At 68.6% G+C, this 22,952-nt stretch carries 20 protein-coding genes; 8 read left to right on the top strand and 12 right to left on the bottom strand.

Translation table 11 applies throughout. The annotated features are described in order from the left end of the window. Positions 1-104: 104 nt before the first annotated feature. Both Q0044_RS04875 and Q0044_RS04880 read right to left on the bottom strand, forming a co-directional pair. Positions 105-740: a CPBP family intramembrane glutamic endopeptidase gene (locus tag Q0044_RS04875; RefSeq protein ID WP_298160344.1), complete on the bottom strand. Its 636-nt coding sequence runs from the start codon at positions 738-740 to the stop codon at positions 105-107. After that, a complete protein-coding gene (locus Q0044_RS04880) occupies positions 740-3,172 on the bottom strand; it encodes an FtsK/SpoIIIE family DNA translocase (RefSeq protein ID WP_298160346.1) in 2,433 nt (810 codons plus the stop codon). The genes Q0044_RS04875 and Q0044_RS04880 overlap by 1 nt, the downstream gene beginning before the upstream one ends. A 125-nt stretch (positions 3,173-3,297) precedes the next feature. Between Q0044_RS04880 and Q0044_RS04885 the strand changes: the two genes are divergently transcribed. After that, positions 3,298-4,551, top strand: coding sequence for a UbiH/UbiF/VisC/COQ6 family ubiquinone biosynthesis hydroxylase (locus Q0044_RS04885; RefSeq protein WP_298160347.1), 1,254 nt, complete (start codon positions 3,298-3,300; stop codon positions 4,549-4,551). A gap of 198 nt (positions 4,552-4,749) precedes the next feature. Here Q0044_RS04885 and Q0044_RS04890 read toward each other — a convergent pair whose 3' ends face one another. The 4 genes from Q0044_RS04890 to Q0044_RS04905 all read right to left on the bottom strand — a co-directional run bounded on the left by Q0044_RS04890 (position 4,750) and on the right by Q0044_RS04905 (position 7,168). Beyond that, positions 4,750-4,944 carry a Trm112 family protein gene (locus tag Q0044_RS04890; RefSeq protein ID WP_298160349.1) on the bottom strand — a complete coding sequence of 65 codons (195 nt, stop codon included), beginning with the start codon at positions 4,942-4,944 and terminating at the stop codon, positions 4,750-4,752. Positions 4,945-5,024: 80 nt separating this feature from the next. After that, the gene (locus Q0044_RS04895; RefSeq protein WP_298160350.1) at positions 5,025-5,684 is read right to left on the bottom strand and encodes an LON peptidase substrate-binding domain-containing protein; all 660 of its coding nucleotides are present in this window, start codon (positions 5,682-5,684) and stop codon (positions 5,025-5,027) included. Positions 5,685-5,694: 10 nt separating this feature from the next. Continuing rightward, positions 5,695-6,591 carry a thioredoxin gene (gene trxA / locus Q0044_RS04900; RefSeq protein WP_298160352.1) on the bottom strand — a complete coding sequence of 299 codons (897 nt, stop codon included), beginning with the start codon at positions 6,589-6,591 and terminating at the stop codon, positions 5,695-5,697. Positions 6,592-6,631: 40 nt separating this feature from the next. After that, positions 6,632-7,168 carry a prolyl-tRNA synthetase associated domain-containing protein gene (locus Q0044_RS04905; RefSeq protein WP_298160354.1) on the bottom strand — a complete coding sequence of 179 codons (537 nt, stop codon included), beginning with the start codon at positions 7,166-7,168 and terminating at the stop codon, positions 6,632-6,634. A 50-nt stretch (positions 7,169-7,218) separates the two neighbouring features. Here Q0044_RS04905 and Q0044_RS04910 point away from each other — a divergent pair, with 50 nt between their 5' ends. After that, positions 7,219-7,959 (top strand): DUF6065 family protein, encoded by a 741-nt coding sequence (locus Q0044_RS04910; protein WP_298160355.1) that lies wholly within the window; start codon positions 7,219-7,221, stop codon positions 7,957-7,959. A 3-nt stretch (positions 7,960-7,962) separates the two neighbouring features. Here Q0044_RS04910 and Q0044_RS04915 read toward each other — a convergent pair whose 3' ends face one another. The 4 genes from Q0044_RS04915 to glmS form a co-directional block, all read right to left on the bottom strand. Next, positions 7,963-8,829, bottom strand: a complete 867-nt coding sequence (locus Q0044_RS04915; RefSeq protein ID WP_298160357.1) for an NAD-dependent epimerase/dehydratase family protein — start codon at positions 8,827-8,829, stop codon at positions 7,963-7,965. An 8-nt stretch (positions 8,830-8,837) separates the two neighbouring features. Continuing rightward, positions 8,838-10,070, bottom strand: a complete 1,233-nt coding sequence (locus Q0044_RS04920) for an NAD-dependent epimerase/dehydratase family protein (RefSeq protein ID WP_298160359.1) — start codon at positions 10,068-10,070, stop codon at positions 8,838-8,840. A 67-nt stretch (positions 10,071-10,137) separates the two neighbouring features. After that, entirely contained in the window at positions 10,138-11,016 is an 879-nt protein-coding gene (locus Q0044_RS04925; RefSeq protein ID WP_298160361.1) for a UTP--glucose-1-phosphate uridylyltransferase, read from the bottom strand. A gap of 73 nt (positions 11,017-11,089) precedes the next feature. Further along, positions 11,090-12,907 carry a glutamine--fructose-6-phosphate transaminase (isomerizing) gene (glmS, locus tag Q0044_RS04930; protein WP_298160363.1) on the bottom strand — a complete coding sequence of 606 codons (1,818 nt, stop codon included), beginning with the start codon at positions 12,905-12,907 and terminating at the stop codon, positions 11,090-11,092. A 127-nt stretch (positions 12,908-13,034) separates the two neighbouring features. Between glmS and glmM the strand changes: the two genes are divergently transcribed. Next, positions 13,035-14,384, top strand: a complete 1,350-nt coding sequence (gene glmM / locus Q0044_RS04935; protein WP_298160365.1) for a phosphoglucosamine mutase — start codon at positions 13,035-13,037, stop codon at positions 14,382-14,384. Between the two features lie 56 nt (positions 14,385-14,440). Next, positions 14,441-15,874, top strand: coding sequence for a response regulator (locus Q0044_RS04940; RefSeq protein WP_298160367.1), 1,434 nt, complete (start codon positions 14,441-14,443; stop codon positions 15,872-15,874). On the opposite strand, the gene Q0044_RS04945 is transcribed toward Q0044_RS04940, so the two are convergent. Together Q0044_RS04945 and Q0044_RS04950 are read right to left on the bottom strand one after the other, a co-directional pair. Then, complete coding sequence (locus tag Q0044_RS04945) at positions 15,871-17,196, bottom strand: FAD/NAD(P)-binding protein (protein WP_298160369.1); 1,326 nt, start codon at positions 17,194-17,196, stop codon at positions 15,871-15,873. The genes Q0044_RS04940 and Q0044_RS04945 overlap by 4 nt on opposite strands. A gap of 300 nt (positions 17,197-17,496) precedes the next feature. Continuing rightward, a complete protein-coding gene (locus tag Q0044_RS04950; protein ID WP_298160370.1) occupies positions 17,497-18,996 on the bottom strand; it encodes a phosphomannomutase/phosphoglucomutase in 1,500 nt (499 codons plus the stop codon). 71 nt (positions 18,997-19,067) lie between these two features. Between Q0044_RS04950 and Q0044_RS04955 the strand changes: the two genes are divergently transcribed. From Q0044_RS04955 to Q0044_RS04970, 4 genes are all read left to right on the top strand, one after another. Continuing rightward, the gene (locus tag Q0044_RS04955) at positions 19,068-20,162 is read left to right on the top strand and encodes a serine hydrolase domain-containing protein (RefSeq protein ID WP_298160372.1); all 1,095 of its coding nucleotides are present in this window, start codon (positions 19,068-19,070) and stop codon (positions 20,160-20,162) included. A gap of 56 nt (positions 20,163-20,218) precedes the next feature. Continuing rightward, positions 20,219-20,932 (top strand): 2,3-diphosphoglycerate-dependent phosphoglycerate mutase, encoded by a 714-nt coding sequence (gene gpmA, locus Q0044_RS04960; protein ID WP_298160374.1) that lies wholly within the window; start codon positions 20,219-20,221, stop codon positions 20,930-20,932. Beyond that, positions 20,929-21,549: a bifunctional diaminohydroxyphosphoribosylaminopyrimidine deaminase/5-amino-6-(5-phosphoribosylamino)uracil reductase RibD gene (locus Q0044_RS04965; protein WP_298160376.1), complete on the top strand. Its 621-nt coding sequence runs from the start codon at positions 20,929-20,931 to the stop codon at positions 21,547-21,549. The genes gpmA and Q0044_RS04965 overlap by 4 nt, the downstream gene beginning before the upstream one ends. A gap of 115 nt (positions 21,550-21,664) precedes the next feature. Continuing rightward, positions 21,665-22,936: a pentapeptide repeat-containing protein gene (locus Q0044_RS04970; RefSeq protein WP_298160377.1), complete on the top strand. Its 1,272-nt coding sequence runs from the start codon at positions 21,665-21,667 to the stop codon at positions 22,934-22,936. The last annotated feature ends 16 nt before the right edge of the window (positions 22,937-22,952 follow it).

The raw sequence follows: 22,952 nt of genomic DNA on the forward strand, positions 1-22,952 counted from the left end.
AGGCTGCCGTTGTGACAGGCGAGCGCGGCGTCGCGATGACGGGAGCTAGACCTCATTCCGGCGGCGGAATGAAGCCCTGTTCAGGCCGGAGGTTCCCGAAACCGTCAGGCCATGAACCGGCTGGCCAGCAGGCCGGACAGGTTGAACATCATATGCGCCAGGCTGCCCGGGGCGATCCGACCGGTCCTCAGTCGCAGCCAGCCCAGGGCAAGACCCAGCGGGAAGGTGTAGGCCACCTGCGAGAAGGCCTCCGGCGTCAGGCGATAGCTGTGATAGCCAAAATGGCTGACCGCCAAGAGCAGGGCCGAACCGATGACCGCAGCCTGGCCGCCGGATGGCGACAGGCGCTGGAACGCCTCGAACACCACGCCACGGAACAGGAATTCCTCGGCCAGCAGCCCGAACACGAGAAAGCCCAGCACGGCTGTCCCGGGCAGAACGGGACTGGACGCTCCTCCGAACACCGCCGCGACGGCGATGGCACCAAGGACGGTACCGATCCCGAGGCCGAGCGCGAGGCTGCGCCGCCACGGTGCGAGCCCGGCGGAACCGGCAGCGAGGAGGACAAACACAAGGCCGCAGACGACGAACGACGCCGGCCGCGCCAGAACGACATCGACCCACGGCTGACCCCATGGCGCGATGAGATGCAGAAGGCCCCGGTCGCACAGGAAAAGCATGAAGGGTGAAACAGCGCTGACGACCGCCAGCCCCACCGTGCTCCATTGCGAACGCGGCATCACGCCATCGGCGGCGGGCCGGCAAGGATGTCGCGCTTTCCGGCGTGGTTGGCGGCGGAGACGACGCCTTCCTGTTCCATCCGTTCGATCAGGGAGGCGGCGCGGTTGTAGCCGATCTGCAGCCGGCGCTGGACGTAGGAGGTCGAGGCCTTGCGGTCGCGGGTGACCACGGCCACGGCGCGGTCATAGAGGTCGTCGCCCGATCCGCCGTTTCCGCCCTCGTCGAAGGCGTTGTCGCCGTCGCCGTCCGGATCGTCGGTGATCAGGTCGAGATAGTCGGGCTCGGCCTGGCTGCGCAGGTGTTTGCAGACCTCCTCGACCTCCTGGTCCGTCACGAACGGCCCATGCAGACGGGTGATGCGGCCGCCGCCGGCCATATAGAGCATGTCGCCCTGGCCCAGCAGCTGTTCGCCGCCCTGTTCGCCGAGGATGGTGCGGCTGTCGATCTTGGAGGTGACCTGGAAGGAGATCCGGGTCGGGAAATTGGCCTTGATGGTGCCGGTGATGACGTCGACCGACGGGCGCTGGGTGGCCATGATCAGGTGGATGCCGGCGGCGCGGGCCATCTGGGCCAGGCGCTGGACCGCCCCCTCGACGTCCTTGCCGGCGACCAGCATCAGATCGGCCATCTCGTCCATGACCACGACCAGATAGGGCATGGGTTCGGGCCGGATCTTCTCGGACTCGAACACCGGACGACCCTGGTCGTCGAAGCCGGTCTGGACGGTACGCTCGAAATGCTCGCCCTTCTTCTGGGCCTCGACGGCGCGCTCGTTGTAGCTGGCGACATTGCGGACGCCGAGCTTGGACATCCGGCGATAGCGGTCCTCCATCTCGCGCACTGTCCATTTCAGGGCGACGACGGCCTTCTTGGGATCGGTGACGACGGGGGCCAGCAGGTGCGGGATGCCGTCATAGACCGACAGTTCCAGCATCTTGGGGTCGATCATGATGAAGCGGCATTCGGCAGGGCTCAGCCGGTACAGGATCGACAGGATCATGGCGTTGACCCCGACCGACTTGCCCGAGCCGGTGGTGCCTGCGATCAGCAGGTGGGGCATCCGCGCCAGGTCGGCCACATAGGGGTCGCCGCCGATGGTCTCGCCGAGCGCCAGGGGCAGGATATGCGCCGGCTTGCCGTATTCCGACGAGGCCAGCAGGTCACGCAGATAGACGGTCTCGCGCTTCAGGTTCGGCAGTTCGATGCCGATGGCGTTGCGGTTCGGCACGACGGAGATGCGGCAGGCGCGCGCGCTCATCGAGCGGGCGATGTCGTCGGACAGGGCGACGACGCGGCCGTGCTTGACCCCGGGCGCGGGAACCAGTTCGTACAGGGTGACGACGGGGCCGGGCCGGATCTGGTCGATGACCCCCTTGACCCCGAATTCGGCGAGGACGCCTTCCAGCATCCGGGCGTTCTGTTTCAGGGCCGCCTCGTCGACCATGCCCACGCGGGCCTGGGGCTTGGCCAGCATGCCGAGCGGAGGCAGGGAGAAGTCGCCTTCCGGCCGGGCGAAGTCGAACACGGCCTGGTCGTCGTCGACCGTCTTCTTCGAGGTCTTGGGGGGCCTGGGCGCAGCGACCTTGATCTCGCTCTCGGTCGTGCGCGGGGCGAGGGCCGGATAGGCCGGCGCCGGGGCGACGGGACCCGGTTCGTCCCAGGGCAGGGGGGCGTCGACGTCCGCCTCGTCGTCGAGCGGCATCTCCAGCCGGGGTGCGCGACGCGGGGCGCGGGCGGGCGCGGCCTCGGCCTCCGGTTCGGGGCGGGTCGGGCGACGGCGGGCGGTCTGGACTGCGGCCGGATCGGACCCCCGGCGCAGACCCGAGATCCAGGCGGCCCCCTCGGCGAAATCGCCGGGACGCAGGCCCACGGCGTAGCCGCAGGCCCACAGGCCGAAGGCGAGGAAGGCGATCCCGCCGATGAGGCTTCCGCCGGGCACGCCGAGGGCCCGGAAGCCCGTATCGACAAGGCCGATGACCCCGTCACCCCACAGGCCGCCGAGGCCGGCGGCCAGCGGCCAGGCGGGCGGAGCGGCCAGGGCCGAGAGGGCGGCGGACAGGCTGAGCACTCCGCCGGAAGCGGCGAGCGCCTTCAGCGGCGTGGGCTTGAGGCGCTGCTGGATCGCGTCGCCGATGGCGGCGGCGAGGCCGAAGGCGACCGTCAGGGCGGCGGCCGGCCAGGCGGCGAGGCCCAGGGACTGCATGAAGAGGTCGGCGAACAGGGCGCCGTTGGCTCCCAGCCAGTTGGTCGGGGCGGCCGATGAGGCGGCGTTCAGGCTCGGATCGGCCGGGTTCCACGACACCAGGGCGACCACCAGCAGGGTCGCCAGCAGGGCCTGAAGCACGCCGCGAAAACGCACCATGAAGGGTGCGTCCCAGATCATGAGGACGCCCTGGACGGCGCGCTGGCTGATGGCGAGGGCTGCGGACATGCAGAAGCTCCGGACGGACTTGGTGCCCAGTGTCGCAGGCCCAGGGTTAAGGGGCTGTTTACCTCGCCCGTCGGTGCGACCCCCTCGCTACTGGACGCGCGGCCCGGGCGGCGCGACAAGGCCTCATGACCTCCCCCCATACCCACGACGTCATCATCGCCGGAGCCGGCATGGCGGGGGCGACGTTCGCCCTGGCGGCGGCGCGCGGGGGGCTGAGGGTCGCCATGATCGATCCCCAGCCGTTTTCGGCCCAGCTGGCTCCCACCTTCGACGGCCGGTCGACGGCGATCGCCTGGTCGACGTTCCGGATGCTCCATGCGCTGGGCGTCGGAGAGGCCATGCGGCCGCACGCCTGCCGGATGGACCGGATTCTGGTCACCGACGGACGGCGTCCCGGCGCGGCGTCGAAGGCCGCCTCGCCGGCCTTCCTGCGCTTCGACGCCGACGAGATCGGAGACGCCAACGGCGGCGAGCCGCTCGGCTATATGGTCGAGAACCGACGCATCCGGGTGGCCCTGGCCGGGGCGGTCGAGACCTCCGACATCGATCTCCGCACGCCCGCCGCGGTCGTCGCGGTCGAACAGACCAACCCCGCCGTGCGGGTGACCCTGGCTGACGGCTCGGTCCTCACCGCCCCGGTGGTCGTCGGGGCCGAGGGGCGCGGCTCGAAGGTGCGCCAGGCGGCCGGGATCGAGACGGTCGGCTGGGGCTACGGTCAGTCCGGCGTGGTGGCCACGGTCCGGCTGGGCCGCGACCACGGCAATGTCGCCCATGAATATTTCCTGCCGGGCGGCCCGTTCGCCATCCTGCCCCTGACCGACCAGCGCGCCAGCCTTGTCTGGACCGAAACCACGAAGGCGGCCGAAGCCCTGAGGGTCTGTTCGGACGAGGCCTTCCAGTCCCACCTGTCCCGCCGTTTCGGCGAGTTTCTCGATGGGGCGACGCCGGAGGGGCCGCGCTTCGTCTATCCGCTGTCGCTGGAGCTGGCGACGACCCTGACCGCCCCGCGCACCGCCCTGATCGGCGACGCCGCCCACGGCGTGCACCCGGTCGCGGGCCAGGGCCTGAACATGGGCCTCAAGGACGCCGCCGCCCTCGCCGAGGTTCTGATCGAGGCGATGCGGCTGGGCGAGGACATCGGGTCTGTGGTGGTGCTGGACCGCTACGCCCGCTGGCGCCGGTTCGACAATGCGGCCCTGGCCGCCGGGTTCGACGGCTTCGTGCGGCTGTTTTCCAACGATCTGCCGCCGGTGCGTCTGGCCCGCGACCTCGGCATGGCCGCCGTCAACCGCATCGCCCCCCTGCGCCGCGCCTTCATGCGCGAGGCCGGCGGTGCGACGGGCGACCTGCCGAAGCTGCTGAGGGGCGAGCTGGTCTGACGTTCAGCTCTCCTCCCTGTCGCGAAGCGATGGGGAGGTGGCTGCGAGCCCTTCGCGAGCTGACGGAGGGGGCGACACGTTTTCGACAATGAGGTGGTCCGGTCTCAAGCGCCGTCTCGCCCCCTCCGTCACGACGCCAAGCGGCGTCGCGCCACCTCCCCATTCGCCAAGCGGCGAACAGGGGGGAGATCGGCTGGTCTAATCCAGCGCCCGCGCCTCTTCCGGCAGCATGATCGGCACGCCGTCGCGGATCGGGAAGGCGAGTTTCGCCCCTTTGGAGATCAGCTCGTTGGCCTCGCGATCGTAGTCGAGCCGTCCGCGCGTGATCGGGCAGACCAGGACCTCGAGAAGCCTCGGATCAACCGATGACGGCGTATGAAAAGTATCGCTCATTTTTGTAGGGGGCTACCGCTCGCGCCGCGGGCGCTTGCTGCTTGAGCCCGGTCCTCTGCTGGATCGGTGATGGCGTCGGTCTACTGCATTGATGCGGGCGTGTCGCCGTCGCCGGTCTCGGCGGCGTCAATGCGCATCAGGGCGGTGAGGACGTCGACGCGGTCGTCGAGCGCAGGACTTTCCAGAAGGGCCTGTTTCTCGGCCGGTTCGAACGGCAGGGCCATGGACAGGCTGTTGATCAGGGCCTCCTGCGGCGCCGCCTCGGCCGTCTCCCAGTCGATCTCCAGCTGACGGCGCTCGAGATAGTGTTTCAGCCCGGCCAGGAAGGCGGGGCGATCAAAGGCCTCGCCCCCGTGTGGCTCCGACAGGTCGGCCTCGAACGGGGCGAAGGCGGCGCGGACCTGGCGATAGGGGGTCTGGCTCGGCAGTTCACTGGTCACGCGGAACCGGGCGATACCGGTCAGGGTGATCAGGTAGCGGCCGTCCGAGGTCTCGGCGAAACTGGTGATCCGTCCGGCGCATCCGACCGCCGACAGGCTGGGCAGCTGGGCCGGACCGCCGGTCGGCTGGATCATCCCCAGCATCCGCTCGCCGGCCATGGCGTCGTCGATCATGTTCAGATAGCGCGGCTCGAAGATGTTCAGCGGCAGCTGACCGCGCGGCAACAGGATGGCCCCGGGCAGCGGAAAGACCGGGATCACCTGCGGCAGGTCGACGACCTTCACATAGCCTTGGGCCATCGACCGTCCTTCAGGAAAACAGAATGGAGGACAGGCGACGGCGCCCGTCCTTGGCAATGTCGGACGACAGGCCGGCGGCCTCGAACACGACCAGCAACTGCTTCCTCGCGGCCTGGTCGTTCCATTCGCGGTCGGCGGTGACGATGTCGAGCAGGCTGGTCGCCGCGCCCTTCAGGTCGCCCTCGGCCGCCTGGGCCAGGGCCAGGTCGTAGCGGGCCTGATGATCGGACGGATCGGCCCTCACCTTCGCCTCCAGCGCGGCGGTTTCGCCGGTCGGGGCGCTTGAGGACAGGGCCAGCTGGGCGCGGACCGTGACGACCGAGGGCTCGGTCGAATCCTGCGGGGCCATGGCGATGGTCTGGCGCGCCTGATCGGCGTCGCCCCCGGCCAGATAGACGCGCGCCATGCCGGCGATGGCCTTCTGGTTCTCCGGCTCCATGGTCAGGACGTGGGCGAAGGCCTGGGCCGCGCCGCCGAAATCATCGAGGCCCAGCGACTCCTCGCCGAGGGCCAGCAGCTGCTCGACGTCGGTGTTGACGCCGGCGCCGCCCGACAGTTTCTCGATGAAGGCCTTGATCTGGCTTTCCGGCACTGCGCCCTGGAAACCGTCGACCGGCTGGCCGTCGACGAAGGCATAGACCGTCGGGATCGACTGGACCCGCAGCTGGCCGGCGTAGGCGGGGTTCTTGTCGACGTCGATCTTGACCAGTTTGACTGCACCTGCGGCCGCCCGGACCTGTTTCTCAAGGGCGGGGGTCAGGGTCCGGCACGGGCCGCACCAGGTGGCCCAGAAGTCGACGATGACCGGCTGGATCTTCGACTGGGCGATGACGTCGTCCATGAAGCCGGCGTCGGAGCCGTCCTTGATCAGGTCGTCGGGGGAGGTCTGGGGATCGGCGAGGCTCATCGGATCTCTTTGCAGCGTGTGGCGGGTAACGCGGTAGGGCTCAGATGGTCGCGGGGGCGGCCGGCGGCAAGTCTGCGGAGAAGTCGATCACCAGCGGCTCGCGTCCGATCTCCGACAGGAAGCGTCGAAATGCGCCCTGCGTCAGGGCTGTCGTCGCCGTATTGGTCAGGGGGTGGAAGTTGACGACGTCGGCCTCCCACAGCCGCTTGTCGATGACGAAGTTCACGCGCCGGTCGACGTCATTGATCAGACCCAGGGCCGTCACCGAGCCGGGCTTTACCCCGAGAGTCTCGACCATCAGGGTCTCGTTGCCGAAGGACACCCGGTCGGAACCGATCGTCCGGGGCGCGGCCTTCAGGTCGATGACCGTGTCCTGACGCGCCGAGATCAGCCACAGCCGGCCCTTCTTGTCCTTGAGGAACAGGTTCTTGGTGTGGGCGCCGGGCATGGCGGCCTTGATCTCGTGACCCTCGTCGACGGTGAACACCGCCGGATGGTCGTGCGTCGTCTGTTCGATCTCGCGCTCGGCCATCCAGGCCAGCAGGGTCTCGCGATTATGCAGCGGTTGAGCGGTCATGTCCGGCCGGGCTAGGAGTGGTTCCGTTCGATACCGCCCGGAGCGTCGCCTTGGAACTGGAATGCTATCCCATGTCGGCCCGGCCGCCGGATCTGGTGCCCGGTCGCCAGTCACGGAACTGGATGGACGCCTTCGTCAGCCGGCACCCCTATCGCTGCCTGCCCCTGACCATGGCCAACACCACGGGGTGGGAGATCCTGTGTCCCTTCACCTTTACGGCGGAGTGGAACGGCGGGCCGTCGCAGTCCGACATCACCATCACGCCCGAGCGGCCCCAGCCCGAGCTGGACCATTTCGTCACCTCGCACTTCTCGCGCGGCGTTCTGACCATGCACCCCCAGTATCTGTTCCGTACGCCGCCGGGCTGGGGGATGATCTGCTCGGGCTCGCCCAATCATATGAAGGACGGGATCCAGCCCCTGGTCGGGCTGATCGAGACCGACTGGCTGCCCTTCCCCTTCACCATGAACTGGCTGTTCACCCGGCCGGGCCGCGTGAAGTTCGAGCGCGGCGAGCCCTTCTGCTTCATCAACCTGGTCGAGCACCGCAAGATGGACGCGGTCCAGCCGGTGATCCGGACGCTGGAGTCCAATCCGGTGATGAAGGGCCAGTTCGAGGCCTGGAACCGCCAGCGCACCGACTTCAACAACCGTCTGGCTTCGGGCGATCCCGATGCGGCCAAGGAGGCGTGGCAGAGGTTCTACTTCAAGGGCGAGATCCCGGAGGCCCTGGGCACGGCGCCGGAGACCCACGCCAACAAGCGCCGGCTGAAGACCCCGCGCGTGGGTTGAGGCTCAGCGGGAGGCGAGGATCGCCTCCAGCCCCTCGCGCCAGGTCGGGTGGGCCGGTCGCCAGTCCAGTTCGGCCTTGGCCCGGGCGTTCGAGATGCGTTTGCAGTCGAGGTAGAAGCGCCGCATCCCCTCCGACACCGACGGATCGGTCCAGTCGACCTCCGGCGGCTGGGGCAGGCCCATGCGCTGCGCCGCGTCGGCCATGACCACATCGACGGGCGACGGCGCGTCGTCGGTGAGGTTGTAGGCCGCGCCCGGCCGGGGGCGCTCCATCGAGGCGAACAGAGCGGCGACGGCGTCCTCGACATAGATCCGGTTGAAGATCTGGCCAGGCTTCCTGACGATCCGGGCGGTGCCGTCGCGCAGGCGATCCACCACCGACCGGCCGGGACCGTAGATGGCGGGAAGGCGGAAGATCTGAACCGTCAGCCCCATGCCGCGACCCGCGTCGAGCCAGTCCGTTTCCGCCCGGACGCGACGCGCCCCCTCCAGACTGGCGGCGTTCAGGGCGTCGTCCTCGAACACCCAGCCGCCGTTCCGGTCGCCATAGACGGCGGTCGAGGAGACATAGCCGATCCAGTCGGGACAGGCCTGCGCCTTACCCAGGGCGGGCAGGAGGACCTTCGCCCCGGGGCAGCCGTGGCCTTCAGGGGGAGCCGTTACGAGGATGGCGGAGGCCTGACCGACCGTAGCCGCCAGGGCCGTCGCATCCGCAGGATCGACGGCGGTGATTCCGTCGGCCTCAAGTCCGACCCGGCGCTCCGGGTCCCGGGAGGTCGCCGCCACGGACAGGCCCCGCGCCTTCGCTGCGGCCAGCGCGGCCCCGCCGAGATAGCCGGCGCCGAAGACGAGCAAAGAGCCTTGCGCCATCGCCGCGATCAGCCGACCCGCGCCGCGGCGGGGCCGGGAGCCGGGGCCGCTTCCGGCACCGTGCGCAGGGCCTCGGCCCGCTTGCCGTTCCAGGCGGAGACGCAGGGGATCTTCGACCGGTCGGCGCGGTCGGCGTAGCGACGGGCGATGTCGGTGACGTCCGCCATCAGCCCCTCGGCCAGGGTGATCGGCTTCAGGCCCAGGTCCCTGAACTGGTCGTTGGCGACGACCAGTTCGTTCTCGTCGGCCTCAAGGCGCGGATTGGCGACATTGTGGACCTCGGCGCCGGTCATCCCGGCAACCATGGCGGCAAGGTCGCGGACCCGGCGGCTCTCTGTCATCTGGTTCAGGATCTTGACCCGTTCGCCCTTTTCCGGCGGGTTCTTCAGCGCCAGTTCGACGCAGCGCACCGTGTCCTGGATGTGAATGAAGGCCCGGGTCTGACCGCCCGTGCCGTGCACGGTCAGGGGATAGCCGAGCGCCCCCTGCATCAGAAAGCGGTTCAGGACGGTGCCGTAGTCGCCGTCATAGTCGAACCGGTTGATCAGTCGCTCGTCCTTGCGGGTCTCCTCGGTCTGGGCCCCCCAGACGATGCCCTGGTGCAGGTCGGTGATCCGGACCCCGTCGTTCTTGGCGTAGAACTGGAACAGCAGGGCGTCCTGGGTCTTGGTCATGTGGTAGATCGAGCCCGGGTTCGGCGGGAACAGGATCTCCTGCTCGGTCGGGCCGAAATCGGTCTGGACCGTGACCTTCAGATAGCCTTCCGGAATACGCAGCCCGGCGGTGGTGTAGCCGTAGACCCCCATGGTCCCCAGGTGGGCCAGGTGGACGTCCAGCCCGCTCTCGACGATGGCCGCCAGCAGGTGGTTGGTGGCGTTCAGGTTGTTGTCGACGGTGTAGAGCTTGTGCCGCGCCGACTTCATCGAATAGGGGGCGGCCCGCTGTTCGGCGAAATGGACGACCGAATCGGGTTTCTCGTCCCGGATCAGGGCGACGAGGCGATCGAACTCCTTGCCGACCGTCATGTTGACGAAGCCGATCTCCCGGCCCGAGACTTCCTTCCACGCGGCGATGCGCTCGCCCATGGTCCGGATGGGGGTCAGGGACTGGACCTCCAGCTCATTGTCGATATTCCGGCGGCTCAGGTTGTCGACGACGATCACGTCCCAGCCGCGCGCGGACAGATGCAGCGCGGTCGGCCAACCACAGAAGCCGTCGCCGCCCAGAACCAGTACCTTCATCGTCTTCTTCCTCTACCCGGTTCCTGCCTAGCCGAAGGCGGGGGGCGGAGCAAAGCGGCGTGGTTGCCTAGAGCAGGGGCGTAATCGCCGCACGCGCCGAAGCGCCGAGGTCGGCGTGCTTCAATCCGTAGGCGACATTGGCCCGCAGGAGCCCCACGGGATCGCCGCAGTCGAAGGTCGTGCCCTCATACTCCAGGGCGTGGAAGTCCCGGACCTTCATCAGCCGGGCCATGGCGTCGGTCAGCTGGATCTCGCCGCCCGCGCCCGTCTGCTGGTCGGCCAGCAGGGGGAAGATGTCGGGCGTCAGCACATAGCGGCCCGAGATGAACAGGTTCGACGGCTCGGTCCCCAGGGGAGGCTTCTCGACCATGCCGGTCATGCGGTTGAGCCGGCCCTCGCGGCCGTCCAGGGCCACGATGCCGTATTTGTGGGTCTCGCCCTCGGGCGCCGGTTCGACCACAACGACATTGCCGCCCGTCCGTTCATGGGCGTCGATGGCCTGTTTCAGGGCCGGGGTGTCGGCCATCATCAGCATGTCGGCCAGGATGACGGCGAAGGGTTCGTCGCCGATCAGATCGCGGGCGCAGAAGACGGCGTGGCCCAGACCCAGCGGGGCCATCTGGCGCACGAAGCTCATTTCGCCGGGCCTGGGCAGGTCGGCGACGACCGACATCAGGATGTCGTCCTTGCCCTTGGCCTTCAGGATCGCCTCGACCTCATAGGCATGGTCGAAATAGTCCTCGATCGAGGTCTGGCCGCGGCCGACCACGAAGATCATGTGCTCGATGCCGGAGGCGCGGGCCTCCTCGACGATGTGCGACAGGATCGGCCGGTCGAACACGTTCAGCATGTTCTTCGGCGTCGTCTTGGCGGCGGGCAGGACGCGGGTGCCCAGACCGGCGACGGGCAGGACGGCCTTGCGGACGCGGGACGGCGATGTGGTCATGAGGCTCCCCAGACTGCGGCAGGCAGCCTAACGCACGCGTCGGCGTTTCGTAGCCCCGCTGACGGCAAAATCGCTATTCGACGGTGACGGACTTGGCGAGGTTGCGCGGCTGATCCACGTCGGCGCCCTTCACCACGGCCACATGATAGGCCAGCAGCTGGATCGGGGCGGACATCACCAGGGCGGAGATCAGGGGATCGCAGGCCGGGGCGGTGACCACGACCCGGGCGCCCGCCGGCGCGTGTTTGGCGCCTTCCGGATCGGTGATGAAGACCACCTGGCCGCCGCGCGCCATGACCTCGCTCATGTTCGAGGCCGATTTCTCGAACCAGGAATCATAGGGGGCCAGGATGATGACGGGCGTCGCCTCGTCGACCAGGGCGATGGGGCCGTGCTTCAGCTCGCCGGCGGCATAGCCCTCGGCGTGGATATAGCTGATCTCCTTGAGCTTCAGCGCGCCCTCGAGGGCCAGGGCCGACATGGGGCCGCGGCCGAGATAGAGGACGTCCCTGGCCTTGGCGATCTCGACGGCGATGTCTTTCAGCGCGTCCTCCAGGCCGATGGCCTCGGCGATCAGGCGCGGAGCCTCCAGCAGGACGCGGACCAGCCTCTGTTCCTCGACCGCGTCGATCCGGCCGCGCGCCCGGGCCGCGGCGATGGCGATGGCGATCATGACCGAGACCTGGGCGGTGAAGGCCTTGGTCGAGGCGACGCCGATCTCGGGTCCGCAATGGATCGGCCAGACGACGTCGGCCTCGCGGGCAATGGTTGATTCGGTGGCGTTGACGATGGCGGCCGTCTGCATCCCCGCCTCGGCGCAGTGGCGGAAGGCGGCCAGGGTGTCGGCGGTCTCGCCCGACTGGCTCATGGCGATGGCCAGGGCGTTGGGACGGAGCGCCGGCTGGCGATAGCGGAACTCCGAGGCGATCTCGACGTCCACGGGCAGGTCGGCCAGCTGTTCGATCAGGTACCGGCCGATCATCCCGGCGATCCAGGAGGTGCCGCAGGCGACGATCTGGATCCGGTCGATGGCGGCGAAATCCACGCCCTGGACCGTCGTGCGATCGGTCAGGGTGTCGACATAGGCGGCGATGGTGCGCTGGCACCCTTCCGGCTGGTCATGGATCTCCTTTTCCATGAAGTGCCGGTAGTTGCCCTTCTCCATCAGGACGGCCGAGGCGGGCACGATCTTGATCGGCCGGTCGACCGCCTTGCCGGAGCCGTCGAAGATCCGGACCCCGCCGTGGGTGGCGATGACGTAGTCGCCGTCTTCCAGATAGGTGATCCGGTTGGTGAACGGCCCCAGGGCCAGGCCGTCGGAGCCGATGAACATCTCCCCGTCGCCGTGACCGACGGCCAGGGGCGGACCGTTGCGGGCGGCCAGAATCACCTCATCCTCGCCCGAGATCAGGACGCACAGGGCGAAGGCGCCCGACAGCCGGTCCAGCGTCGCCTTGAAGGCCTCGAGCGGCGACAGGCCGGTCGCCAGCTCCGAATCGAGCAGGTGGGCCACCACCTCGGTGTCGGTCTGGGACGAGAAGATGCGACCGGCGGCGATCAATTCGGCCTTCAGCTCGGCGAAATTCTCGATGATGCCGTTGTGGACCACGGCGACGCGGCCGGCGATATGGGGGTGGGCGTTGGCCTCCGTGGGCGCCCCGTGGGTGGCCCAGCGGGTGTGGCCGATGCCGGTGGTGGCCTCCAGCGGGTTCGCCGCCAGGACCTTTTCCAGTTCCTTCAGCTTGCCGGGCGCGCGACGGCGCTCCAGCACCCCGTCGACCTGGGCGGCGATGCCGGCCGAGTCATAGCCCCGGTACTCCAGTCGCTTCAGGCTTTCGATCAGGCGATCCGAGACCGGCCGGATTCCGACGATGCCGATGATGCCGCACATTCCAGGTCGCTCCAGCCGCAGGGTCCCATACAGCCGAGGATGACGGCCGGGACGGTCTGCTCTAGGACGGCCTTAAGACGCCGACACCTAAAAAGGCGTTTCGGCAGGTTTCGGCGGAGGGCCGCACATGGGCGAGCGCAAATATTTCGGCACCGACGGCATTCGCGGCCGGGCCAACACCAGACCCATGACGGCCGAGATCGCCCTGCGCGTCGGTCTGGCGGCCGGGAAACTGTTCATGTCGGGCGACGACCGCCGCCATCTGGTGGTCATCGGCAAGGACACCCGCCTGTCGGGCTATATGATCGAACCCGCCCTGGTGGCCGGATTCGCCTCGGTCGGCATGGATGTGCGCACCTTCGGACCGATCCCGACGCCCGGCGTGGCCATGATGACCCGGTCGATGCGCGCAGACCTCGGCGTCATGATTTCCGCCTCGCACAACGACTACGCCGACAACGGCATCAAGCTGTTCGGTCCTGACGGCTACAAGCTCAGCGACGAGATCGAGCTCAAGATCGAGGCCATGATGGATGCGGGCCTCGACGAGGGCCTGGCCCCGTCGAACCGGCTGGGCCGGGTCAAGCGGATCGACGACGCCCCGCCCCGCTATATCGAGATCGCCAAGTCCGCCTTCCCGCGACACCTGTCGCTGGCCGGCCTGCGCATCGCCATCGACTGCGCCAACGGGGCCGGCTACCGCGTCGCGCCCACCACCCTGTTCGAACTGGGGGCCGAGGTCTGTGCCGTCGGGGTGTCACCGAACGGCACCAACATCAACGCCGACTGCGGCTCGACCCATCCGGAGACGCTCGCCGCCGCCGTCAAACAGTATCGGGCTGACATCGGGATCGCGCTGGACGGCGACGCCGACCGGCTGATCGTCTGCGACGAGACCGGCAAGGTCGTCGACGGGGACCAGATCATGGCCCTGATCGGTCGGGACTGGGCCCGGCGCGGCCTGCTCAAGGGCGGGGGCGTGGTCGCCACCGTCATGTCCAACCTCGGCCTCGAGCGCGCCCTGACCGGCGAGGGCCTGACGCTGGAGCGGACCAAGGTGGGCGACCGCTACGTCATGGAGCGGATGCGCGAGGGCGGCTTCAACCTGGGCGGGGAACAGTCCGGCCACCTGATCCTGCACGACCACGCCACCACCGGCGACGGCCTGATGGCGGCGCTTCAGGTGCTGGCCGTACTGGTCGAGAGCGGCCGGCCGATGAGCGAACTGGCCCGCCAGTTCGACCCCGTACCCCAGCTGCTCCAGAACGTGCGCTTCACCGGGGGCAAGCCGCTCGAGGATGCGAAGGTCAAGGCCGCCATCGCCGAAGCCGAGGCCGCCCTCGCCGGCCAGGGCCGTCTGCTGGTCCGCCCCTCGGGCACAGAAAAGCTGATCAGGGTCATGGCCGAGGGCGACGATGAGGCCCTGGTCAAACAGGTCGTGGCCGACGTCGCAGCGGCGGTGAAGGCCGCCGGGTGATCTGATCGCGCCGGGACTTAAGTGAAAGTTCAGGTCGCTCTGGCATGGCAGGTCCCATGCACAGCGCTGCCCCTGCCCTGGATGACTCCTCCCTGTTCCTCGCCTGGGACCGGCTGCGTCGTCCGGTCTGGATGTTCGACCCGGCCACCAGCAAGGGCGTCTACGCCAACACATCCGCCCTGGCCCTTTGGGGATCGGATACGCTCGAGGCCCTGCTCGCCCGGGATTTCTCCAACCTGTCGCCCGCCGTCAAGGCGCGCACCGACCGACTGGTCCAGGTCACCGCGGACGGCGAAACGGTCAGCGAGCGCTGGACCTTCTATCCGAACGGCCAGCCGGTCACGGTGAAGGCGACGATCTCGACCTTCGTGCTCGCGGATGATCGGCCCGTCTTGCTGTTCGAGGCTGCGCCCATCGAGGTCGGGCCGGCCGAGCGGCGCGCCGTCGAGGCGCTGCGCTATGCCCCCACCCTGATCTCCCTGTTCGACCAGGACGGCGGGGCCCTGTTCTGCAACCCCGCCGCCTTCAGCGCCTACGACAGCGAAACCCTTGCGTATGCGGAGCGGTTCGTCCGGCCCGAGGCCGGGGAAAGTCTGCGGACCCGCGCCCTGGAGGGCCACAGCGCCTTCGATGTGTGCGAAATTCTCACCACTCAGGGGAACCGCTGGCATCATCTGGTCCTGACCGCGGTGCCGGACCCGGTCACAGGCGAAATCGGCCTGCTGCTCAGCGAACAGGACGTCACCGCCCGGGTCGAGGCCGAACAGGCCCGCACCGCCGCCGAACAGAAGGCCGCCATGGCCGAGGCGCGCCGGCAGTTCCTGTCGGACATGTCGCACGAGCTGCGCACGCCGCTGAACGCGATTCTCGGCTTCGCCGAGGTGATGGTGCACGACACCCTGCCGGACCGGACGCTGCAACAGGCCGGCCGGATCCACGAGGCGGGACAGCGGCTGCTGACCCTGGTCAATGAGATGATCGTCGTGTCGGACCAGGATGTGATCGTCCCGGAGGGGCGCGCCGCCGCGACCCCGACCGTCAGGGGGACGAGGACTGCGGAGCCCGCCACCCGCGACCCCGACAGCGGACCCCTGGTCCTCTATGTCGACGACAATGAGAACAATCGCACCCTGGTGGCGACGATCCTGGCGACCCAGGGAATTCACTGCGAAACCGCCGATGACGGGCTTCAGGGCCTGACCGCAGTCGAGCAGGGCGATTTCGACCTCATCCTGATGGACATCGCCATGCCGGTCATGGACGGGGTGGAGGCCTCCCGGCGCATCCGGGCCCTGGCGGATCACAGGGGTGCGGTCCCGATCATCGCCGTCACCGCCAATACCCTGCCCGAACAGCTGGCCACCTATGCCGACGTGGGCATCGACGACTGCCTGGCCAAGCCCATCAATATGGTCGGGCTGCTGACGGCGGTCTCGGTGTGGGGTGCGGGGCGTCAGGAGACGACGCAGGACTGCGCCGCGACGGGCTAGGTTGCCGGCGCCGACCGATCATCCACGATCCGGGTCACCACATTCTCGATCCGTTTCCTGATATCCGGCACCGCGATCGTCTCCCAGAAGGCCGCGCGGGCCGGGGGGCCGAGGACGAACAGGCGCGGATCGGGGCTCCCGTCGGCGGCCAGGACCCGACCCGAGGCGTCGAGCTCCAGCCCCAGCCGCAAGGGATCCAGCCGCGCCCGGCCGCTGATCAGCAGGGGAGCTGTCACAGGGTCGGCCTCGGGCGCATGGCCCGGGCCGGTGCAGTCGATCAGCCAGCGGGCCGTCAGCGGCGGTCGCGCCGGCCCCTGACGCGGGCGCCAGTCCAGACGGACGCTTTCGGCATCGGCCGTGATCGATTTCACCCTGCCGGAGACGACGGCCAGCCGGCCGTCGGCCAACAACCCGTCGAGATGGGCGCCCACCTGCGGCGCCAGCCGGTGGCGGTGGACGTCCCACCACGGCCGCAGGTGCCGCACGACCCGGCTCCGCGTGGCGATGTCGACGCCGGTCCAGAGATCGGCGGTGATCGGGCGCAGGCCCTCCATCATCTCGCGCCAGCCGGTCTGTTCCGCGATCCGGCGCGCCGCCTTCATCCGGGCCGACAGGGCGCCGTTCAGCAGTTCGGGCGTCGGCGTTTCGGCCGGATCGGGCCTCTCACCATGGGACCGGGGCAGCAGGCCCCGACGTGACAGTGCGGTCGCCCGGCCGCGCCAGCCGCCCCCCTCGAGCGACAGCAGCATGTCGACCATGGTCAGGCCCGTGCCGACGATCAGCACCGCGTCCTCCGCCCCGATGACCTCCAGCGCGCCCGGTGCCCAGGGATCGGAGAGGATTCGGTCGGACCCGCCCGAGGCCGTCTTCGGCGCCGGATTGCCGGTGGTCAGGACGACGGCGTCGGCCTCGATGCGGCGGCCGTCCGACAGGGCGACTCCGTCGGCCTCGACGCCCGTGACCTCGCCGACCACCCGCTTGATCAGGCCGGGATGACGGGCTTCAACGCCGGCGAAGCGGGCCTGGACGTAGCGGCCGAAGACCCGGCGGGGCGCGAACCCGTCGGGGTCGGCGAATTCGGGAGCGTTCGCCTCCAGCCAGCGGACGAAATGATCCGGCTGATCCGCCAGGGCGCTCATCCGCGAGGCGCGGACATTGAGCAGATGGCCTTCGAACGGGGTCGAATAGGCGACGCCGAGGCCGAAATCCGGCGTCCGGTTGATCAGGGTTGAGGCGATCCCGGCCTCGGCCAGACGCGCCGCCAGCATGGCGCCGGAGAAGCCCCCGCCGACGACGGCCACCCTGTCGATCCGTCCCGCCACGCCGCCTCCCGCCCGTTGCCGCGGTTCTGGACCGCGCCGCGCCGGGGGTCAAACGGCGGGGATGCACGGATACGGGGTCATACCCATCAACGGACCGTCTGAATCCGCCTTTGAAATCAGGCGCCGGCCCTGACGAGAGGCCTTTGATGCATCAGGGCCGGAAATGCCATTACACTCGCCCCGTCGCGTAAAAGGACGATCGTGGCAGCCGGTCGGTCCGGTCGGTCCGGACGCTTCGGACGCTTCGGACGCTTCGGACGGTATTCTGGAGTCCGGACGCCGCGCCAACGGAAAGGAGGGTCAGATTTCCTGGTTGTAGGCGCCGACCTCGGGATGGGCGGCGAGACGGGGCTTCACCTCCTCGCGGAACAGGGCGCGCATGTCGTCCTCGGACCGCATGGATTCGACGACCACGACCATCTCGGGCTTGTTCGATGAGGCCCGGACCAGGACCCAGGAGCCGTCTTCCAGATGGACCCGCGCGCCGTTGACGGTGATGACCTCGACGATCTTGCGGCCCAGGATCGAGCCGCCCTCGGCCGCCAGCTTTTCGTATTCGGCCACGACCCTGGCGAGGACGTCGTATTTCAGCTCGTCGTCGCAATGGGGCGACATGGTCAGGCTGGTCCAGGCGTCCGGCAGGGACGACTTCAGTTCGCTGAGGGTCTTGCCGGGATTCCGGTCCAGCATCTGCAGGACGGCGGCGGCGGCGACCAGACCGTCGTCGTATCCGCGGCCGATCGGGTTCGCCAGGAAGAAGTGGCCGGATTTCTCGAACCCGGCCAGGGCGCCCAGTTCGGCGGTCTTGCGCTTGATGTAGGAGTGGCCGGTCTTCCAGTAGACGGTGGTGGCACCATTGGCCTTCAGCACCTCGTCAGTCTTGTAAAGGCCGGTCGACTTCACATCGACCACGAAGGTGGCGTCCGGGTAAAGGGCCGACAGGTCGCGGGCCAGCAAAAGTCCGATCTTGTCGGCGAAGATCTCCTCACCGGTGTTGTCCACGACGCCGCAGCGGTCGCCGTCGCCGTCGAAGCCCAGGGCCAGGTCGGCGCCGGTCTCACGAACGCGCTCCGCCATCTGCATCAGCATGGCATGGTCTTCAGGGTTCGGGTTGTATTTGGGGAAATTGTAGTCGAGGTCGCAGTCCATCTCGATGACCTCGCAGCCCATCCGACGCAGGGCCTCGGGGGCGAAGGCGCCGGCCGTGCCGTTGCCGCAGGCGCAAACAACCTTCAGCGGACGGCTGAGCTTGATCGAGCCGACCACCTCCTGGAGATATTGTTCACGGAAGTTCTCGACCCGCTCCAGACGTCCGCCGCCCCGGGCGACGCCGGTTCCGGTGAGCACGATCTCCTTCAGGCGGCCGATCTCCTCGGGACCGAAGGTGACGGGCGGGTTGGTGCCCATCTTCACACCGGTCCAGCCGTTCTCGTTGTGCGAGGCGGTGACCATGGCGACACAGGGCGCCTCCAGGGCGAACTGGCCGAAATAGGCCATGGGCGACAGGGCCAGGCCTACGTCCAGAACCTCCATCCCGCCTTCCAGCAGGCCGATGATCAGGGCGTGCTTCACGGTCGAGGAATAGGAGCGGAAATCATGACCGACGACGATACGCGGCTGGATGCCGGTCTCGTGGACATAGGTGGCCAGGGCCAGGCCCAGTGCCTGGATGCCGAGAAGGTTGATCTCCTTTTCCAGGATCCAGCGGGCGTCGTATTCCCGGAAGCCCGTCGGCTTGACCAGAGGGATGGTTTCGAATTCGAAAGTGTTCGGAACCAGGTCCTGGCGGGGCTTCAGCATGTGATGTCCTTGAAAGGCAGGAGGGTTCGGCGAGGCGGTATAGCCGCAGCCCGGAAGGCGGACAACAACGCGTGATCGATGGTATCGGTGCCTTCGGAAGCGGCGAACACGGTTCGGAGACGATGATGGGTCGAGTTTTGGTCATCGCGCTCGCACTGTCGCTGGGCGTAACCGGCGCGGTTCAGGCGCAGACGACGGAGCAGGGGCTTGCGGCCATGCAGGCGCGGCTGCAGGCGGACGAGGGCTATGCCGGCGTCTTCGGGGTGTCGCGGAACGGCCAGACCGAGGTCGGGTCCATCGCTCGATCCGACGGAGCCTGGCCGACCGATCCGTCGACGCCGGTCCGCTGGGCCTCGGTGTCCAAGATGAGCACGGCGATCCTGGTGTTCCAGCAGATCGATGCCGGGACGATCAGCCTGGACACGCCGGTCGTGACCTATCTGCCCGGCACGACCGTGGCCAACGCCGACAGGATCACCCTGCGGCAGCTCCTGGCGCACCGCTCGGGTCTGGCGGCGGAGTTGGAGACGCCAGATGGCCCGACAGCCGACGCCTTGCAGTACTGCGGGGCGGCCAGGGCCGAGCCGGGGTCGGACTTCTTCTACAACAACTGCGACACGATCGTGCTGGGCAAGGTGCTGGAGGCGGTGACCGGCCTGGCCTTTCTCGATCTGGTCAACAGCCGGATCGGCGCGCCTCTGGGCCTGACCCTGACCCTGCCCGAGGGGCCCCGGGTCGAGGCGACGATGGAGGATGGCTCGGCAGAACCCCGCATCTGGCTCTCCGCCTTCGGCCCCGCCGGCGGCCTCTACGGCACGATCGGCGACCTGCTGACGATCGACATGGCCCTGATCGAGGGCCGGCTGATCTCGGCCGCATCGCTCGATACGATGCTGACCGGCGACCCTGCCTCGGGCTATGCGGCACTCAGCGTCTGGTCCTATTCGCCCGACCTCGGAGCCTGTATCGGCACGACCCGGCTGGTCGAACGGTATGGCGAGATCGGCGGGGTTCAGATGCGCAACTTCCTCCTGCCTGACCTCAAGCTGGCTCTGGCCGTCTATTCCAACGATCACCGGACGACCTTCGGCGAGGTGTGGCAGGGGCAGGGCCTGTCGATCGACCTGATCCGGGCCGCGGCCTGCGGAGCGGCGCCCGCCGCTTGACCGGGCGGAGCCTTTCGCCCTACCCCGGAGGATCGCTTCCGGAGCCCCTGCGACCCATGCCTCGACTGATCCTCCTGCGTCACGGCCAGAGCCAGTGGAACCTCGAAAACCGCTTCACCGGCTGGGTCGATGTCGACCTGACCGCCGAGGGCGAGGCCCAGGCGCGGCGCAGCGGCGAACTGATCGCCGAGGCCGGGTTCAGGCCCGCCGTGATGTTCACCTCGGTCCTGACGCGGGCGAAACGCACCGGGGCCCTGGCCCTGTCGTCGGCGGGCCTGTCCAACATTCCCGTGGTCGAGGACTGGCGGCTCAACGAGCGGCACTACGGAGGCCTGACCGGGCTGGACAAGGCCGAGACCGCCCTGAAGCACGGCGAGGACCAGGTGAAGATCTGGCGTCGCAGCTACGACATACCGCCGCCGCCGCTGGAGGCTGGCAGCGAATGGGACTTCTCGAAGGACGCCCGCTATGCCGGACAGGCCATCCCCGACACCGAGAGCCTGAAGACAACGCTCGACCGCGTCCTGCCCTACTGGAATGCGGCCATCGCGCCGCGCCTGAAAGCCGGCGAGGATGTGCTCATCGCCGCCCACGGCAATTCGCTGCGCGCCATCGTCAAACACTTGTTCAATGTGCCGGACGACCAGATCGTCGGGGTCGAGATCCCGACCGGAAATCCGCTGGAGATCGACCTGGACGCCGACCTGAACCCGGTTTCGGCCCGTTATCTGGACGCCGCGCGCGCCACCGAACTCCCGGCGATTTCATGAGCGACGACGCCGTCCATATGCGCCGGGCCATCGACCTGGCGCTCGACCGGATGGGCGAGACCTGGCCCAATCCTGCAGTGGGCTGCGTCATCGTGAAAGACGGCAGGGTGCTGGCCGAATCCGCGACCGCTGCGGGGGGCCGCCCCCATGCCGAGGAACAGGCCGTGCCGGCCGCCGGGGCCGAGGTCGAGGGCGCGACCGCCTATGTGACTCTGGAGCCGTGCGGCGCCCGCTCCTCGGGTCGCGCCTCCTGCGCCCAGTTCCTGGCCGAGGCGAAGATCGCCCGGGTCGTGGTGGCGGCGCTGGATCCGTCGCCGTTCGCTTCGGGCCGGGGCACCGAACGGTTGCGTCAGGCGGGGCTTCAGGTCGAGACCGGCCTGATGAAGGACGAGGCGGCGGTCCTGTCCGAGGGTTTCCTGCACCGGCTGGAGACGGGCCGTCCGATGGTCCGGATCAGCGCCGACGGCAAGGGGTTCGACGCCCGCTTCGCCGCGTCGGCCCGGGCCGACCTCGTCACCGAGCTGAAACGACTGGGCGAAGCCGGCTACACCCGCCTCTGGACAGCCCCCGGTGAACTGGCCGACGCCCTCGCCGAGCAGGGCCTGTTGACGGTCTGACGGTCCGGGGTCCGCCGGAGCCGTCCGGGACAGGGTCTGTGACCCTGCTGAAATCTCGCGGAAAATCAGGGTTTCCGAAAACCTTCCTTAAACGACCCTGTCCCATCATGGGACCATGTCAGCGGTCCCGGAAGGCGTCCTTCGACGCCGCATCAGCCAGCAGGAGGTCGACGCGATCTGCGCGCGTCACGATCGTCTGTGGCAGGCGCGTCCCGGCGGCGCGCGGGCGGTCTTCGCCTGGATGGACCTTTCGGGTCTCAGCCTGAAGGGCCGCAATCTCGCCGACGCCGATTTCGCCGCCGCATCGATGATCGGGTGCGACCTGAGCGGCAGCAAGCTCGACAACGCCTCCTTCTTCGGCGCGGATATGCAGGACGCCATCCTGATCAATGCGTCGCTTCGGCGAGCCGATCTCCGCGGATCCTGCCTGCGCGGGGCGGACCTTTCCGGCGCTGACCTGTTCGAAGCGGACCTGCGCGAAGGCACGATCGCCTCCGCCGACCGCAAGGCGGGCTTCCGCGTGGTCGAGGCAAGGGGACGTGACATCACCCAGGCCCAGGGCGCCAGCCTGGTCGGCGCCAATCTGCAGAGGTCGCGACTGTCGGGGATCGCGGCCCAGTCTGCCGATTTCTCGGACGCCATCATGAAGGACTGCAAACTCGTCCGGGCGAACCTCAAACAGGCCAATTTCCGAGGTGCGGATCTCGCCGGCGCGGACATGTCCGGGGCCGATCTGACGGGGGCCGACCTGCGAGACGCCATCCTGGTCGGGGTGATTTCGTCGTCGTGGCGCACGGACGGCGCGAATCTGGATGGCGCATTGACAGACAACGGGTCGACCGGAGAGCCGGTGGCCCAGCTCCCGGCGGCCGAGATGCTGCATGAACACGCCACCTGGTGCGAGAGCGAAGGCACGGAAGGCCAGCCGTCGGTGTTCGACGATGTCGATCTGCGCGGCCTGGGCTCGATCACCGGCCTCAATTTGACCGCCCTGTCGGCCAGGCGTGCGGTCTTCTACGGCCTGGACATGGAAGGGGTGCAGCTTCAAGGCGCGCATCTGGAGGGAGCGGACCTTCGTTCGGCCAATCTGCGTCGGGCGGACCTGCGCGGGGCGCGGATGGTCGGGGCGCGGCTGAACGGGGCGGACCTGCGGGAGGCGCAGCTCGGGCCGCTGATCCTCGGGCCGGACCGTTTGCTCCCGGTCGACCTCACAAGGGCCGTGCTGCGCTCGGTCGATTTTTCCGGAGCGGATCTGCGACGCTGCGTTCTGATCGGCGCGGATCTGACCCGGGCCGGACTGCATGGCGCCCAGACCCGCCATGCCGACTTTACAGACGCGATCCTCGCAGGAGTCCGCGGACTTCAGCGGGAGGGGGAACCAGCATGACGATGGTAAGACGACG

The sequence above is a fragment of the Brevundimonas sp. genome (genome assembly GCF_027484365.1).
GTDB lineage: Bacteria > Pseudomonadota > Alphaproteobacteria > Caulobacterales > Caulobacteraceae > Brevundimonas.